The sequence below is a fragment of the Formivibrio citricus genome (assembly GCF_900115065.1).
In the GTDB taxonomy this organism is placed as follows: domain Bacteria; phylum Pseudomonadota; class Gammaproteobacteria; order Burkholderiales; family Chitinibacteraceae; genus Formivibrio; species Formivibrio citricus.
Window position 1 is genome coordinate 19,252 of the sequence record NZ_FOVE01000002.1, and the last position, 15,573, is coordinate 34,824.

Genomic DNA, 15,573 nt, shown 5'->3' on the forward strand with positions numbered 1-15,573 from the left:
TATGTCTTTATTGTTTCCGTGTCGGTGCAGTTGCGCCGAGAAAACCCGCAACGGAAAGGAAACGATAATGGCAAACACCACCACCCAAAATCAGCCGCAACACGAGCAACTTTTGCGGCTCGCCCAAGTCGAGGCTATGGTTGGCCTCAAGAAATCCAGCATCTACAAGATGATGGCCGATGGCACTTTTCCTGCCGCCGTGCCAATTAGTCCCAATAGCCGCGCTTGGCTGTTGTCTGAAATTCAGGCTTGGATTGCCGCCCGCGTCGCAGAAAGGGGCGCAGCATGAACGCCTCCGAACTGAAATCACGCGCCCCTTTCCTGCCCGCCGATGTGGCCGCATCCGTGGCCCGTGCAATGCTGCATGTTCGTGGTGCTGCCGTGGCCTTAGGGGTTCCCCAGAATGACCAGCGGGCGGTTTGGCTAGGCTGTGCTTCAATGATTCCCCTGCGCCAAGACGGCCAACCTGTAACCACGGCAAGCCCCGCGCCTGCGACACTGGCAAAAACAAACGTGCTGCCGTTCCCATCTAGCCCAAGTGCCAATCAAGAGGATGCGGAAATGTCGCCTTCCGTCCGGGAGCTGTTGGAGGCGTCCGATAATCCGGCCTTGCCGCCGTATCTGGCCGGGATCGAGGCGGCTATGGCGCTGCAAAACGCGATTGGTGACGCGCATTTGCTGGGCTTGGAATATGCGCTGGCCTGCAAAGCTACGGCGCGAGGGTTTGCCGACCAAATGCCGGCTGATTTGCTGACCGATTGCGGCGACTGTTTGCAGAAACAGGCTGCCCCATTCTGGGGGCATGATGGTATCCCTGCGTTAGATAAGGTTGATGCGCAAATGCTTGCAGCTTGGCTTGCCGAGCAAGGGGGCGAGCATGAATAACCGCCTTGATCTGATTGGCCTCAAAGATGCCGCCCGCAACCGTTGGCCGGGAATTCTGCAAGCGGCTGGCGTTGATCCTAAACACCTGCGCAACAAGCACGGCGCTTGCCCGGTGTGCGGGGGCAAGGATCGTTTCCGCTTCACCGATAAGGATGGCCGGGGCTGCTATGTGTGCAACAAGTGCCGCCCGGACGGCGGCGACGGCTTCCACTTGCTGGCCGCGTTCCGCTCCTGTTCCTTTATCGAAGCCGCCCGCTTTGTTTCGGACTATCTGGGCGGCGCTGCTGTAACGGCAACCGCGCCAAGTCCGGAAGAATTGGCGCGGCGCAAAGAGCGGGAGGACGCCGAGCAGAAACGCGCTTGGCTGAATAACCGGGCGGTCAATTTATCCACTTGGCGGCAGGCGCACCCGGTTATGCCCGGTTCTCCTGTCGGCCTGTATCTGCGCAACCGTGGCTTGAGTCTGGCCGAGTATCCGCAAGCCCTGCGCTTCCATCCTTGCCTGCCGTATTGGGACCGGGGTGAGGATGGCAAACCGATCAAGCTGGGCGACTTCTGCGGCATGGTGGCCGCCGTGCAAGCGCCGGATGGCGCTCTGGTGGCCGTGCATAAAACCTATCTGACTGGCGCAGGGCGCAAGATCGACGCGCCCAGCCCCAAGAAGATGAGCAAGCCCAGCGGCCCGCTTGCTGGTGCGGCCTGCCGCCTGTTCCCTGCCGGGGAAAAACTTGCCATCTGTGAGGGGATAGAAACCGGGCTGGCCGTGCATCTGGGGTCCGGGCTTCCGGTTTGGGCCGGGCTGAATGCCTTTGGTCTTTCACAAATGGTGCTGCCGCCCGAGGCCCGCCAAGTGTTCATCTATGCCGACCACGATGAAAACGGCACTGGCCAGAACGCAGCCAAGACCCTTGCGGACCGACTGACCCAAGAAGGCCGCAGCGTGCGGATTCTGCTGCCCGGTAAACCCGGCTGGGATTGGCTGGACGTATGGAATGCACGCGCCAGCAATGACCCGCAAAACGAAAAGGACGCCGCATGACAGCCGACCACGATTTGCTGCAAAACCCCGAATCCGCCCCCTTGGTAGACCAGCCCCAGCCGAGTGCAACACCTGCCGCCCGTCCAGCCAAAGCCAAGAAACCGCCCAAGCCGAAAACCGCAACCGTTGCCGGCGATGCGACATTTGTCCCGCAACCGGATGGCGTGTATATCCAGCGTGGCGATACCGAACCCCGCAAGCTATGCGGCCCACTAGAAATCGTGGCGCAATTGCGCGATGCCAATGGCAGCGGCTGGTGTGTACTGGTCAAGCTGACCGACTTGGACGGCCAGACCAAAACGCACCAGATACCCCGCGCCCGTTTGGTGTCCGATCAATCCACGCGAGTCATTGAAGAGCTGGCCGAGCTGGGGCTATGGCTGTCATCGGCCAAGGATCGGAATGCAAACCTGATGCTGTACCTGCAAACCGGCACCGATGCGCCCCGCGCCCGCAAGATCGAGCGCACCGGCTGGCATGAATCGGCCTTTGTCTTGCCGGATGAAGTGATCGGCCCGACTGCCGAAAACCTGATCTACCAAGGGGCCGGCAAGCCGCCGATTGCGCTGGCCGGTACGCTGGAAGGCTGGCGCGATGGCGTGGCGAAGTATGCGCCGGGTAATCCGCTGTTACTGCTGGCACTGGGGGCGGGCTTTGCTGGTCCGCTGGTGCGGCTGACCGGGTTGGATTCTGGGGGCTTCCACTTCTACGGCGACAGCAAGGCCGGCAAGTCCACCATTTGCGACATGGCGGCCAGTATCTGGGGCAACCCGAAAGACTACCGCATGAGCTGGAAGGCGACGGCGGTAGGGATCGAGTACGCCAGCGCCAGCTATAACGATCTGCCTTTCCTGCTGGATGAAATCAACCTGGCTGAGCCCCGTGAAGTGGATAGCGTGGTGTACCTGATCAGTCAAGGCAAGGGCAAGGCGCGGGGCAAGGATAGCGGCGGGCTGCGCGACTTCGCCCGCTGGTGCTGCTTTGCCATATCGAACGGCGAGCAAGACCTTGCCACGGTTATCAGACAGGCCGGCAAAACAATCAAGGCCGGCCAAGCGGTGCGGCTGCTGTCGATCCCCGCCCGCCGAAGTGTTGGCGCGTTCGATGATCTGCATGGGTATCAGGATGCTCCCGCGCTGTGCGCCAAGCTGGCGACCACTGCGGCCCAGCACCACGGCGCAGCCGGTCAAGCCTTCCTTGCCCGCCTGACCGCTGAGGATATGGAAACCAAGAAACAGGAAATCCGCCGGGCCTTGCATAAGTTTGCCGAGCGTTGCGTCCCGGAAGGCGCGAGCGCCCAAGTGCGCCACGCAGCGCATTACTTCGCCTTGGCAGGCTATGCCGCCGAGCAAGCTACGCTCTACGGGTTGACTGGCTGGGATTTGCTGACCGCATGGGAGGCCGCTTGCGGCTTGTTTGAGGATTGGCTTGCCCAGCGTGGGGGAGCCGGAAACGAGGAAGATAGGCAGATTATCCGCCAAGTACAGGCGCACTTTGAGCAGCACGGGGAAGGCCGTTATGCCGATCTGGCCCGTAATGTGCAAAACGATAATCACGCCCCCAAAACCCTGATGCGCTGCGGATTCCGGGAAACGGAAACCGGCAGCGTCAATGGCGAGGAAGTATCAAAGACAACCTATTATGTCCTGCCGCAAGCATGGACCGGGGAAGTCCTGAAAGGCTTTGATCCACGCAAGGCAAACCGGCTACTGGTCGATCTAGGAATCTTGCTGCCGGGTGGCGATGGCAAGGCATCAAGACAAAAAGCCGTGCCGGGAATGGGGAAGCCGCGTGTGTATTGGGTATCGCCCAAGCTATGGGAATGGGGCGAGGATTGACGGCTAGCGCTGTCTGGTGCGGCGGGGTTTCGAGTATGAAACAGGGGCGGAAATATCCACCCCTTTGCTATTTCTGGACGCGTTTGGACAATCAAGGTGTTACCAGTAACACCAACTGCAACACCAGCAACACAAAAAATATCGATATAAATCAATGCGGTAACACCAGTAACACCGGTAACACCAAAAAACGGACAGGGTGGGGGTAGGCTGCGGCGCTGCTGAGGCGCTTGCAAGGATAAATTCGCGGCAATTCTGGCGGGTGATCGGGTTACTGAAATGTTTGGGCGGGAGGTGTTCCAGTGCAGTCCAGTGCGATCCATTCAACCGGGTAAAGGGGCGCTTGGTTGGTGGCTTGCCTGTTTGCCTGCCAAGGTGTCCGGGTCCTTCCAGTACCTTCCTACGCGGGTAATTCTAGCCCCGTTCTAGGGGTACAAAGCAGCCTAGAAAGTTACTGAAATCCACGGTGTTTTGTAGTCGGTGGCCTTGTCTGCTTGGGCTGACTACATGACAGAGAGGGGGGGGTAAAAAGTCTGGGCCGACCAGTCCAAGACCGACCGGTTAAGCGTTCTTTCATGGGGAGTGATTTTCAGGGGGAGGGGGGTTAAATTTGCAGAGTGCTGGTGCGATTGATCGTCCTGATTTTGATTGAACCCCCGGCCTGCAGCCTGATCGTGCGGCAGCGTTTGCCCCTGTTGATCTGGTGAGCAGGTTTTAGCCAAGAGGGGAAAGCCGGGCAGGCAGGCAGTTTGGGGAAGCCCCCTTCCCTTGCCTGCCTTGGGTCCCTCTACGGAAGTTGCCTATACGGGTCAGGCAGGCGCGATGCGATTCTAGTCAGGGGGTTGTGTATAGGGGGTTATACCGTACGGCAGTAAACTCCAGTGAACGACTACGGATCAATACACTAGTAATTTTCAACATGTGCAAATTAGTTGCAGCCGATGAAATTCGGATACATAATGAACTTGTATCCGGTTAATCCGGTTGGAGTCTGGCTCCCGAAAGGTGAGGCAGCGGCGCGGGGGTGGCGATAACAAGCTACCCCGCGTTTTTTGTAGAGCCGCCCACGGGCGGCTTTGCTTTATCCGAAACAAAAACAATGCCACTTAATCATTTTTATCCAAAGCCAGGCCACATTCTGTTATGCGACTTTACTAGGGGATTCATTGAGCCCGAGATGGTAAAGCGCCGGCCAGTGGTTGTTATTTCTCCTGCAAGTACTCACTCCCGCAAGCTATGCACTGTTGTGCCGCTATCAACTACCGCGCCTGATCCTGCTCAAGACTGGCATTACCTCTTGCGAAATAACCCATGTCCCGACACTTTGGCATACGCGCAGATATGGGCCAAAGGGGATATGCTTTATACCGTCAGTTTTGAACGACTCGACAAACTGCATCGCCGTACAAGAAATGGGCGCGAGTATTACGCCCCTCTTATGGATAAAGGGGATTATTCTGGGGTCCTAGCTGCGGTAAAAGCGTACCTACCACTTTAAGTTTCGGCGAGGTAAGCAACACCTTGCCGGGGGTATTTATGGGGGTACATTTTAAAAAGCAAAAATGGCTAACCAAGCAAAACAGCCACTTGTACAGCAAACTTCGATAGCCATTCGGTCCACAGATCAAAAAAAGGGTTGGCATACCGCCAACCCTTTTTTCATCAACCTGTGCAATGCAATTAAAAAGCGGAGGAATCCCTCCGCTTTTTGTAAAACATTTCAAATTTTCAAACCGTTGCCGGCAGAAGCAACTGCTTCATCTTCTGCAGCGCCTTGACCTCGATCTGGCGGATGCGTTCGGCCGAGACGTTGTATTCAGCGGCGAGGTCGTGCAGGGTCAGGCTTTCGCCTTCGTCGGCCAGCCAGCGGGTTTCCACGATGCGGCGGCTGCGTTCGTCGAGACTTTCCAGTGCGCCTTGCAGCCCTTCGGATTGCAGGTGATCGAAGGCGCGGCGCTCCAGCGCCCTGCCGGGCTCGCTTTCGTGATCGGCCAGCCAGTCGATTGGGGCAAAGCCTTCGTCGTCGCCTTCATCGGCCATGAGCGCCACATCCTGGCCGCTCATGCGCGTTTCCATCTCCAGCACTTCTTCGGGCTTGACGCCAAGATCGTCGGCGATCTGCTGGGCTTCCTTGTGGGTCAGCGCGGCAAAGCCGGTTTTCATCGAGCGCAGATTGAAGAACAGCTTGCGCTGCGCCTTGGTCGTCGCCACGCGGACCAGACGCCAGTTGCGCAGGATGTATTCGTGGATTTCGGCCTTGATCCAGTGTACGGCGAACGAGAACAGGCGTACGCCGCGATCCGGCTCGAAGCGCTTGACCGCCTTCATCAGTCCGATGTTGCCTTCCTGGATCAGGTCGGCTTGGGGCAGGCCGTAGCCGGAATAGCCACGGGCAATTGAAACCACCACGCGCAGGTGCGAGAGTACCAGTTGGCGCGCGGCCTCCAGATCGTTGTGTTCTTGCAGGCGGGTCGCCAGTTCGACCTCCTCTTCTGCGGTCAGCAACGGAATGGTATTGACGCGCAGGATGTAGCTCTCGATGCTGTCACCGGCGGACAGTACGGGTAGGGTTAGCGCGGTTCCCATGATTCAATTCTCCTGATACCAAGAGCCTATTCCTGCAGGCTGCTCGGCCTTCCGCATTTGCTTGGGCGTCTTCTGCTGAAGTAGGCTCTGAAGCGCCGGGGCACCCCGGCAAATTCATTCTATCACTCGCAACCTTCGAGTGCTAAAGATGCGGAAAGTTCACGTATGCATTCCAGCACAACGGCGCTTGGATTGCATGGCAATTATTCCAATGAGGCCGATAGCCCGACTCAATTCGCGGCGGCTCTCAAAACCTGTTCACGCTCTGTCGCGGACGCCGTCAGCGGGGCGAAGAGCAGCGCATGAGCCCCGATCACGGCTTCGTAGCAAGATAGTGAAGGTTTTCAGAGGAGTTTCCGCAAATGCTGCCACACCGCCAGCCAGGCTCCGAACAGGCAGAGCAGGGTGGTCGCAGCGCAGACCAAGGCAATGCTGACCAAGCCCGGAGTGGTCAGCGCGAATTGCTGGCCATAGGCGGTGGCCAGTTCCCGCACGGCCGGATTCAGCCGCCACAGCGCCAGTGCCACAATGCCGCAGGCCAGCAAGCCGCCGCCCAGCCCTTGCGCGATGGCGAAGTGGATGAACGGTCGGCGGATGAAGGCATCGGAGGCGCCGATCAGCTTGGAAACCTCGATTTCATCCTGACGGGTCAGGATCTGCATGCGGATGGTGTTGCCGGTGATCAGCACCAGCGCCAGCGCCAGCAAGACCGCGATGGCATCGAATACCGCGCGCCCCAGCGCCAGCAATCGTTCCAGCCTGCGCGCCCAGGCGGAATCAAGCTGGGCTTCGTCGACGCCAGCCTTGACGGCGAGTTCCTTTTGCAGCGTTTCCAGCGTCTCGGCCTGGTTGCTTTTTGCTGTGAAGATGATCGCATCGGGCAGCGGGTTGTCCGGCAGCCCGGCCAGCAGGTCGCCCATGCCGGTCGATTGCTGCATTTCCTTGAGCGCCTCGTCTCTGGAAACGAAGCGGTGGCGGGCGATGCGCGCATCCTTGCCGTCGAGTTCGCGCAGGGCCTTGATTTCCCCTTCCGTCGCGCTTGAGCGCAGGAAAACCGTGATCTGCGATTCGACCGGCATCCGTCCCGCGACGCCGGACAGGCTGGAAATGACCAGCCACAGCGCCAGCGGGAAAGCCGCAGCGACTGCGATGACCAGGAGATTGAGCAGGCTGGTGAGCGGCTGGCGCAGCATGCCGCCGAGCGTGCGTTTGAAAGCCAGCCAGTGTTGACGGAACCAGTTTTTCATTGCCGTCTCCTTATGCCGTGAACTGGCCGTTTTTCAGGCGCAGGATGCGGCGGCCGTAGTCCGCCATCAGGGATTCGTCGTGCGCCGAAATGACCAGCGTCACCCCGACCTGATGGAAGGAGCGGAACAGTTCGAGAATATCGTTCGCGTAATCGCGGTCGAGGTTGGCGGTCGGCTCGTCCGCGAGCAGGATCGCAGGGCGGTGTACCACGGCGCGGGCGATGCACAGGCGTTGCTGTTCGCCGCCGGAGAGCGTGACCGGGTTGAGCTTTTCCTTGCCGGAGAGACCGACCTTGTCCAGCGCCGCCAGCACGCGCCGCCGCGCTTCCTGCCCGTCGAAACCGAGGATGTCGAGCGGCAGGCGTACGTTGTCGTACACGCTGCGGTCGAACAGGATCTTGTGGTCCTGGAAAATCAGGCCGATGTTGCGGCGGATGAACGGGATCGAACTGCGGCGCATGCTGCCGACGTTCTGCCCGTTCACCAGCACCGCGCCGCCGGTGGGCCGCTCGATGCCGGCGATCAGCTTGAGGATGGTCGATTTGCCTGCGCCGGAATGCCCGGCCAGGAACAGCAGCTCACCGGTCTGGATCTCGAACGAGAGGTTCTTCAATGCGTCGAAGCCGCCGGGGTAGCGCTTGGAAACTTGCTGGAACTGGATCATGAGGTCATCTCAAACAAACGTTTCGCGGTCCGGGCGCGCAATCCAGGCCGCGCGCAACTGGCGATAAAGTACGATGTTCTGGCCGGCTTCGCGGCAGGTGCCCTGGGTGAAACCGACGACCTGGAATCCGAGCTTGGTCAGCACGCGGCCACTGGCATCGTTGCCGAAGATGTGGCGCGCTTCGAGTTCCCACAGTTCGCAGGAATTGAATGCATGATTGACCACGGCACGCGCGGCTTCGGAGGCATAGCCCTTGCCCCAGTAAGCTTCGCCGATCCAGTAACCCAGCTCCCCGGCCATGTCCTTCTCGAACATCACGCTCGCGCAGCCGACCAGCGTCAGGCCGTCCTTGAGGCAGACTGCCCAGGTCCATTCCTGGCCCTTGTTGTAGGCGCTGCGCTGTTCGCGGATGAACTGGCTGGCGAGTTCCTCGGAGTAGGGAAACGGGATGCGCCGCGTGAAACGGGCCACATTCCAGTTGCCGGCGAGTTGGGCGATCTGGGCCGCGTCGTCCGCGCGCAGGGGGCGCAGGACCAGGCGGGGCGTCAGCAGGGTGGGCAAGTCTTTCATTCGAACAGGGCCTCCACGTATTCGGTCGTGACGAACGGGCGCAGGTCGTCGATGCCTTCGCCCACGCCGATGAAGCGCAGCGGCACCGGGCGGTCGCGGGCGATGGCGGCGATCACGCCGCCCTTGGCTGTGCCGTCGAGCTTGGTGAGGATCAGGCCGGTCAGCCCCAGCGCATCGTCGAAGGCCTTGACCTGTGCCACCGCGTTCTGGCCGGTGTTGGCGTCAAGCACCAGCATGACCTCGTGCGGACCGGAAGGCTCGGCCTTCTGCACCACGCGCTTGACCTTCTTGATCTCTTCCATGAGGTGCAACTGGGTCGGCAGCCGGCCTGCGGTATCGACGATGATGACATCGACGCCGCGCGCCTTGGCTGCGTTGATCGCATCGAATGCCACGGCAGCAGCATCGCCCGATTCCTGGGCGATCACCTGCACGTTGTTGCGCTCGCCCCAGACCACGAGTTGCTCGCGCGCGGCGGCGCGAAAGGTGTCGCCCGCCGCAAGCAGCACTGACTTGCCCTGCGACTGGAAATACTTGGCCAGCTTGCCGATGCTGGTGGTCTTGCCCGCGCCGTTCACGCCCGCCACCATCAGGATGAAGGGCTTGTGGCCGGAAACGTCGAGCGATTTTTCCAGCGGTGCGAGCAGTTCCTGCAGCGAGCTTTTCAGCGCGCCCTTGAGTTCGGACGGGTTCTTGAGCCCGGCAAGGCTCACGCGCTCGCGCACGTCGTGCAAAAGGTGGTTGGTTGCGGAAACGCCCATGTCGGCCGTGAGCAGCACGGTTTCCAGCTCTTCGTAGAGGTCTTCGTCGATCTGCCCGCCGCCGAACAGCCCCGCCAGATTCTTGCCGAGCTTGTCGCGCGTCTTGGCCAGGCCGGCCTTGAGCTTTTCGGTCCAGCTCAAGGGCTTGGGGGCGGGTTCGATGGCCGCCGGTGCGATGCCGGGTGCCTCGTGAACCGGTTTGGTTTCGGGGATGGCGTCTGCTGCCGGGGCAGTTTCATCGGTCTTTTTGCGGAAAAAACTGAACATGGGTTTGTCGAGCCGTGGGTGGATGACGGAAAATGCCGATCTCGTGCGATTTTAACGCGGTGCAGCGATGTCAGGACAGTACAAAAATCAGGTGCGGATCATCGGCGGGCAATGGAAGCGCCGCAGTTTGCGTTTTCCGCAGATCGAAGGGCTGCGTCCGACACCGGACCGGGTGCGGGAAACACTGTTCAACTGGCTGGGGCAGGACTGCACCGGGCTTGTCTGTCTCGACCTCTTCGCCGGCAGCGGCGCGCTGGGTTTCGAGGCCGCTTCGCGCAATGCGGCCAAGGTGGTTTCCGTGGAAACGGCCAAGCCGGTGCTGGAAGCGCTGCGCGGCAACAAGGCGGCACTCGATGCGCGCAACCTGGAAGTGGTCTGGAGCGACGGGCTGCGTTTTCTGGAAAGCACGCCCGAACGTTTCGACCTGGTTTTTCTCGACCCGCCCTTTGCCAGCGATTTTCTCGCCAAAGCACTGGAACGCCTGCCGCGCATCCTCAACGAAGGGGCGCTCGTCTATGCCGAATGCGCGGCATGGCCCGCACTCGACGGATGGTCGCTGGAAAAGGAAGGCAAGGCGGGGCAGGTGCATTACGGCTTGCTGCGCCGGGCGACGAACGGCGCGCAATGATGGGCGCGGATATTGTCCGGCCCGCCCAATCGTGGGAAAATCGCTGCAAAATCAATACCCGAGTTTTTTGCTGAGGAATAGCTGCCATGGCCCTGATGATTACCGATGAATGCATCAACTGCGACGTTTGCGAACCGGAATGCCCGAACGGCGCCATTTCGCAGGGCGCGGAAACCTACGAAATCAACCCCGACCTGTGCACCGAATGCGTAGGCCACTACGACGAGCCGCAGTGCCAGCAGGTTTGCCCGGTTGACTGCATCACGTTCAACCCGGACCACAAGGAAAGCAAGGAAGCGCTGCTGCAGAAGTACAAGATTCTGACCAGCAAGTAATCCGGTTTTCGCCAAACAAAACAAAATGCCCGCCGATCCGGCGGGCATTTTTCATTGGAATTTCTTGTCAGATTCGGCCAAAACGCACCATGGCCAGACTGCCCAGCAGGTTGGGCAGGAATTCGACCTTTTCTCCCTGGTGCAACACCTGTTGATCCTCGATCTGCATGCCGAGCTTGCCCAGCAACTGGTCGAAGTCGGCCAGCGTACAGAAGTGGATGTTCGGCGTGTTGTACCACTCGTAAGGGATGGTTTCCGAGACCGGCATGCGGCCCAAGAGTAATTGCCAGCGGTTTTCCCAGTAGCCGAAGTTGGGGAAGGTCACGATGCCGGTGCGCCCCACGCGCAGCATTTCGGCGAGGATGCCCTCGATGTTGTGCATGGCCTGGATCGTGAGCGACAGCACCACGTAGTCGAAACTGCCCGATTCAAACGTGGCCAACCCGCTTTCGAGGTCGGACTGGATCACGTTGATCCCCTTGCCGACGCAGGTGACGACCTTGTCGACGTCGATCTCGACGCCGTAGCCGGTGACGGCTTTTTCTTCGCGCAACGAGGCGAGCAGGTCGCCGTCGCCGCAGCCGAGGTCGAGCACGCGCGAGGCGGGCTTGATCCAGTCGGCGATGTATTGCAAGTCTGCGCGCAAGGCACTCATCGGGCAATCTCCTCGGCAATCCGGTTGAGGTAGGCGCGCATCACGCCGTGGTAGGCAGGGTCTTCCATGAGGAAGGCGTCGTGGCCGTGCTGCGATTCGATCTCGGCGTAGCTCACATCCTTGCGCGCGTCGAGCAATGCCTTGACGATCTCGCGCGAGCGCGAAGGCGAGAAGCGCCAGTCTGTGGTGAACGAGACGACCAGGAATTTGGCGGCGGTTTGCGCCAGTGCCTTGGAGAGGTCGCCCTCGTAGTCGCGCGACGGATCGAAATAATCGAGCGCCTTGGTCATCAGCAGGTAGGTGTTGGCGTCGAACAGCGTGGAGAACTTGTCGCCCTGATAGCGCAGGTAGGATTCGATCTCGAATTCGACGTCGAAGCCGTACTTGTACTCGCCCGAACGCAACAGGCGACCGAATTTTTCGCCCATGCCGTCATCGGAAAGATAGGTGATGTGGCCGAGCATGCGTGCCAGGCGCAGGCCGCGACGCGGCACGGTGCCGTGTTCGTAGTAGTCTCCCCCGTGGAATTCCGGGTCGGTCAGGATGGCTTGGCGGGCCACGTCGTTGAAGGCGATGTTCTGCGCTGTGAGCTTCGGCGCCGAGGCGATGACGAGCGCATGGCGCACGCGCTGCGGGTGCGAGATCGTCCAGCGCAGCGCCTGCATCCCGCCCAGGCTGCCGCCGATGATTGCGGCGAACCGGTCGATGCCCAGGGAGTCGGCGAGCCGGGCCTGCGTTTCCACCCAGTCGCGCACCAGTACCAGCGGGAAGCGCGAGCCGTAGGGCTTGCCGGTTTCCGGGTCGATGCTCGACGGCCCGGTCGAGCCGTGGCAGCCGCCGAGGTTGTTCAGGCCGATCACGAAGAAGCGGTTGGTGTCGATCGGCTTGCCCGGCCCGATCATGTTGTCCCACCAGCCGGTGGCCTTGTCGGTTTCGGCGTATTTGCCGGCGACATGGTGGTTGCCCGACAGTGCGTGGCAGATCAGGATGGCGTTGGACTTGTCGGCGTTGAGCTGGCCATAGGTTTCATAGACCAGCTCGTAGCGCGGCAGGGTGGTTCCGCACGCGAGGGAGATGGGTTGGTCGAACACCGCTTTCTGCGCGGTGACGACCCCGACGCTTTGTGGCTGAGTCACTTGTTCATTTCCTGCAAGAATTTCAGATCTTCCTCCGACCACTTGTCGGAGAGCCCGATCAGGTTGTCGCGGTCGGCAAACGGCGGGTAGCCGGCCTTGACGGTCAAACGGATGTAATGGTGCACGAATACATCGAGGCAGATGTGCACCGGGCGGATGTCGCCCACGTCGCGCGCGCGGGTCTTGCTGCGCAGGAAGAGGTCGAAATCCGCACCCTGCTGGCGCTCGTCCCAGGTACCGATCTTGTCGAAGGCCGCGCGGCGCATCATCACCGTGTTGCCGACGAAGCCTTCCTTGATCTGGTGGTGGAAGCGCTGTTGCCGTTCGTGGCAGAAACCCTCCCAGTCAAGGTACATCAGGCGATGCATCAGGCGCAACGTGGGTTTGCCGCTCCCGAACACGCCCAGCACGTTCTTGATCGCTTTCCAGCGGCGCTTGAGCGTGCGGGTTGCGCGCGCGTTCTCGACCTGCTCGATGCCGCAGACGGTGGCGACTTCAAGATTGTTGGCGGTCATGCTCTCGACCAGCTTCTGGTCCCAGTCCGGCGAGACAATGATGTCGTTGTTGAGGAACGCCAGCCAGTCGTACTGCGCCACGGCAATGCCCTGGTTCTGGCAGTGCGGGTAGGAGTAATTGGCGCCGTTGCGGATGACCTTCGCGCCGACCGATTCGAAGAACTCGGCACTGCCGTCGGTCGATCCGTTGTCGATGATGATCAATTCGAACGGGTTGTGCGTGTAACGCTGCAGGTGCTCCCAGAACAGTTCGTTGACTGCGCGCTGGTTGTAGATGGCAGTGATGATGCTGATCATGCAAAGATCTCCCGCCCGGCTGGCCGGCTACCAAAACTGTTGCCGGCGAGCAGGGCGCAGGCGGTCAGCACGAAACCGAGCCCGGTGATGTTGTCCATGAAGAACGAGTTGGCGAGCGTGGAAGCCGCCATCGACAGGGCAAAACCGATGCACATCCATTTTTCCGGGCGGGCGCTGCGGCGCGCCTGGATCACCAGGGCTGTCATCATGCCAAGTAGCGCGACGATGCCCGCCAGCCCCAATTCCACGGCGGTCCACAGGTAATCGTTGTGCGGATTCCGCGTTTCCAGGCTGTCCGGGTTGGTTTCGGCAATACGTTTGAATTCGCTCACGATCGTGCCGGTGCCGTGTCCGAGAAGCGGTTTCTCTGCAACCATTTGCAGGGCAGAACGGTAGAAATTCAGTCGCACGCCCACGCTGGTGGATTGCCGCGAATCTTTTTCAAACAGGGCCAGATCTGCCTTGACACGAGCTACGCCCGTCCGCAGCCCCGCGGAGGAAAAATACAGGGCCGGCAGTAAGACCATTGCGCCCAGTAGTGCTGCGGCCAAGCCAAGCCGCCAGCGCCAAAGCACGGGAATCAATGCCAGCAGCAACAGGAAAATGACCTGTGCGGTGCGGCCTTGCACCATGAACAGGATGTTGATCGTGCAAAGGAGAATGACCACCCATGCAACCGGTTTCCAGCGACCGGCGATTTCACCGTTGACCAGCAATGCCAGCAAGCCGAACACCAGCAGGCTCAGGTAATAGTTGTGGTAGGTGTGGGAGTGGAATACTGCCCAATCGTTCAGCATGCCCTGCCAGAAGGGTTTGCCGATGGCTGCCATCGCGAACGACAGCACCAGGCTTGCGAGCGTGCCGAGCGTCAGCCCCCAGAAAAAAGCGCGCCGCGCCGGCAGCAGCAGGAACACGGCAAAGATCAGCGGCGCGCAGAGGTAGGCGCGCAGCTTGGTCAGCATCCAGACGATGCGTTCCAGCGGTTCGGGCGACCACAATGCGCCGAGCACGAACAGCCCGTAAAAGGCCAGACACGCGAGCACGAACGGCTTGCGGCAGATGCCGGGCAACTGGCGCCACAGCGCGGGCGTCAGCAAGGCCGCCAGCACGATCAGCCCGGCGGCGATGTTTTCCAGCGCCAGTGAAACCGGAATGCCGACCCCGGCGAGGAAGGCCGCGGCGACGGCGAGCTTGCCTTGCCAGCTTGCGGCGATTTTGGAAGGGGAAAAATCCATGGCGGTTAGCGCACCAGCGTGAAATGTTTTTTGGTCAGATCTCGTCCCAGCCATTGCTCAAGCAGCATCAGGCGGCGGTGACGCTTTTCGCGCCTGGTGAGCTGGTGGGCGGGGTCGGGAGTGAAGGTCTGCTCGGCCATTTCCAGCAGCCAGGGCTGGACGATGGCCGGATGGCTGCCTTCGAAACGCTTGAGGATGCTCGCGTCGATCTGCGAGTAATCGTGCTTGCCGCCCACGCTGGGCTTGTGGTTCCAGTAGTGGGCCGAGCGGTTGTATTTCTCGTACATCTTCTCGGCCGAACGCACGTGGCCGTAATGGTAGATCGGGCAGTCCGCCAGCGCGGCGCGCGGGTAGCGTCCGCGCTTGTTCTTGTCCATGACTACCCAGAACAGGCCGTCCGGCGCCCACGAACGGATGCTGTTGCGGATCACGCGCGGTGCGCGGCGGTACCAGCCCGGGCTTTTCGCCACCCAATCGGGGCAGCCGTAGAAATGGTGGTAATCGAAGACCAGCGCTTCGATTTCGGGATCGTCGAGGTGCTGTTCCAGCGCGGCGCGGATTTTCGGCGCGTCGTCTTCGTGGATGATTTCGTCGCCTTCGAGGTAGAAGGCCCAGTCGCCGGTGCAGTTGAACTGCGCGATCATTTTCTGCTGCGCGTAGACGTAGCCCCGGTCGCGCATATTCTCGTTCCAGGTGGTTTCGATGACCCGGATGCGCGCATCGCCGATCGACCGGACCTGTTCCAGCGTGTCGTCATCGCTGTTGCCCACGGCTACGACGATCTCGTCGCAGACCATGAGCAGGCTTTTCAGGCTTTCGATGTAGGGGTAGCCGAGAAGCGTGCCGTTACGCAGAAAGGTAAAACCGCTGACGCGCATGAATTCTCCCGATTCCGGCTTGCACGATGCCGGCCAA

At 60.6% G+C, this 15,573-nt stretch carries 17 protein-coding genes; 7 read left to right on the forward strand and 10 right to left on the reverse strand.

The annotated features are described in order from the left end of the window. Nucleotides 1-67: 67 nt before the first annotated feature. The 5 genes from BMZ36_RS01295 to BMZ36_RS14830 all read left to right on the forward strand — a co-directional run bounded on the left by BMZ36_RS01295 (nt 68) and on the right by BMZ36_RS14830 (nt 5,260). Complete coding sequence (locus tag BMZ36_RS01295; protein WP_091190765.1) at nt 68-289, forward strand: helix-turn-helix transcriptional regulator; 222 nt, start codon at nt 68-70, stop codon at nt 287-289. Next, on the forward strand, nt 286-885 hold the full coding sequence (locus BMZ36_RS01300; protein WP_091190056.1) for a hypothetical protein: 600 nt from the start codon (nt 286-288) through the stop codon (nt 883-885). Before BMZ36_RS01295 ends, BMZ36_RS01300 begins: the two co-directional genes overlap by 4 nt. Beyond that, nucleotides 878-1,924, forward strand: coding sequence for a DUF7146 domain-containing protein (locus BMZ36_RS01305; RefSeq protein WP_177187727.1), 1,047 nt, complete (start codon nt 878-880; stop codon nt 1,922-1,924). Before BMZ36_RS01300 ends, BMZ36_RS01305 begins: the two co-directional genes overlap by 8 nt. Next, nucleotides 1,921-3,762 carry a DUF927 domain-containing protein gene (locus tag BMZ36_RS01310; RefSeq protein WP_091190061.1) on the forward strand — a complete coding sequence of 614 codons (1,842 nt, stop codon included), beginning with the start codon at nt 1,921-1,923 and terminating at the stop codon, nt 3,760-3,762. Before BMZ36_RS01305 ends, BMZ36_RS01310 begins: the two co-directional genes overlap by 4 nt. Nucleotides 3,763-4,861: 1,099 nt before the next feature. Beyond that, nucleotides 4,862-5,260, forward strand: coding sequence for a type II toxin-antitoxin system PemK/MazF family toxin (locus BMZ36_RS14830; protein ID WP_091190065.1), 399 nt, complete (start codon nt 4,862-4,864; stop codon nt 5,258-5,260). Between the two features lie 230 nt (nt 5,261-5,490). Here the strand turns inward: BMZ36_RS14830 and rpoH are convergent, their stop codons facing one another. The 5 genes from rpoH to ftsY form a co-directional block, all read right to left on the reverse strand. Continuing rightward, the gene (gene rpoH, locus BMZ36_RS01320) at nt 5,491-6,348 is read right to left on the reverse strand and encodes an RNA polymerase sigma factor RpoH (protein ID WP_091190070.1); all 858 of its coding nucleotides are present in this window, start codon (nt 6,346-6,348) and stop codon (nt 5,491-5,493) included. A 344-nt stretch (nt 6,349-6,692) separates the two neighbouring features. Continuing rightward, the gene (gene ftsX, locus BMZ36_RS01325) at nt 6,693-7,595 is read right to left on the reverse strand and encodes a permease-like cell division protein FtsX (protein WP_091190074.1); all 903 of its coding nucleotides are present in this window, start codon (nt 7,593-7,595) and stop codon (nt 6,693-6,695) included. 10 nt (nt 7,596-7,605) lie between these two features. Continuing rightward, on the reverse strand, nt 7,606-8,259 hold the full coding sequence (ftsE, locus tag BMZ36_RS01330) for a cell division ATP-binding protein FtsE (RefSeq protein ID WP_091190079.1): 654 nt from the start codon (nt 8,257-8,259) through the stop codon (nt 7,606-7,608). A 9-nt stretch (nt 8,260-8,268) separates the two neighbouring features. Then, complete coding sequence (locus tag BMZ36_RS01335) at nt 8,269-8,829, reverse strand: GNAT family N-acetyltransferase (RefSeq protein ID WP_091190084.1); 561 nt, start codon at nt 8,827-8,829, stop codon at nt 8,269-8,271. Continuing rightward, nucleotides 8,826-9,857: a signal recognition particle-docking protein FtsY gene (gene ftsY / locus BMZ36_RS01340; RefSeq protein ID WP_091190088.1), complete on the reverse strand. Its 1,032-nt coding sequence runs from the start codon at nt 9,855-9,857 to the stop codon at nt 8,826-8,828. The genes BMZ36_RS01335 and ftsY overlap by 4 nt, the downstream gene beginning before the upstream one ends. A 67-nt stretch (nt 9,858-9,924) precedes the next feature. Here ftsY and rsmD point away from each other — a divergent pair, with 67 nt between their 5' ends. Both rsmD and BMZ36_RS01350 read left to right on the forward strand, forming a co-directional pair. Continuing rightward, nucleotides 9,925-10,485 (forward strand): 16S rRNA (guanine(966)-N(2))-methyltransferase RsmD, encoded by a 561-nt coding sequence (rsmD, locus tag BMZ36_RS01345; protein ID WP_091190092.1) that lies wholly within the window; start codon nt 9,925-9,927, stop codon nt 10,483-10,485. 86 nt (nt 10,486-10,571) lie between these two features. Further along, on the forward strand, nt 10,572-10,820 hold the full coding sequence (locus tag BMZ36_RS01350; protein WP_091190096.1) for a YfhL family 4Fe-4S dicluster ferredoxin: 249 nt from the start codon (nt 10,572-10,574) through the stop codon (nt 10,818-10,820). A 67-nt stretch (nt 10,821-10,887) separates the two neighbouring features. On the opposite strand, the gene metW is transcribed toward BMZ36_RS01350, so the two are convergent. The 5 genes from metW to BMZ36_RS01375 are packed head-to-tail and all read right to left on the reverse strand — an operon-like array spanning nt 10,888 to nt 15,536. Further along, entirely contained in the window at nt 10,888-11,475 is a 588-nt protein-coding gene (metW, locus tag BMZ36_RS01355) for a methionine biosynthesis protein MetW (protein WP_091190101.1), read from the reverse strand. Next, on the reverse strand, nt 11,472-12,611 hold the full coding sequence (metX, locus tag BMZ36_RS01360) for a homoserine O-succinyltransferase MetX (RefSeq protein ID WP_091190105.1): 1,140 nt from the start codon (nt 12,609-12,611) through the stop codon (nt 11,472-11,474). Before metX ends, metW begins: the two co-directional genes overlap by 4 nt. Next, entirely contained in the window at nt 12,608-13,423 is an 816-nt protein-coding gene (locus tag BMZ36_RS01365; RefSeq protein WP_091190109.1) for a glycosyltransferase family 2 protein, read from the reverse strand. The genes metX and BMZ36_RS01365 overlap by 4 nt, the downstream gene beginning before the upstream one ends. After that, nucleotides 13,420-14,658: an O-antigen ligase family protein gene (locus tag BMZ36_RS01370; RefSeq protein WP_143085943.1), complete on the reverse strand. Its 1,239-nt coding sequence runs from the start codon at nt 14,656-14,658 to the stop codon at nt 13,420-13,422. Before BMZ36_RS01370 ends, BMZ36_RS01365 begins: the two co-directional genes overlap by 4 nt. Nucleotides 14,659-14,663: 5 nt before the next feature. Further along, complete coding sequence (locus BMZ36_RS01375) at nt 14,664-15,536, reverse strand: glycosyltransferase (protein WP_091190115.1); 873 nt, start codon at nt 15,534-15,536, stop codon at nt 14,664-14,666. Between the last annotated feature and the right edge of the window lie 37 nt (nt 15,537-15,573).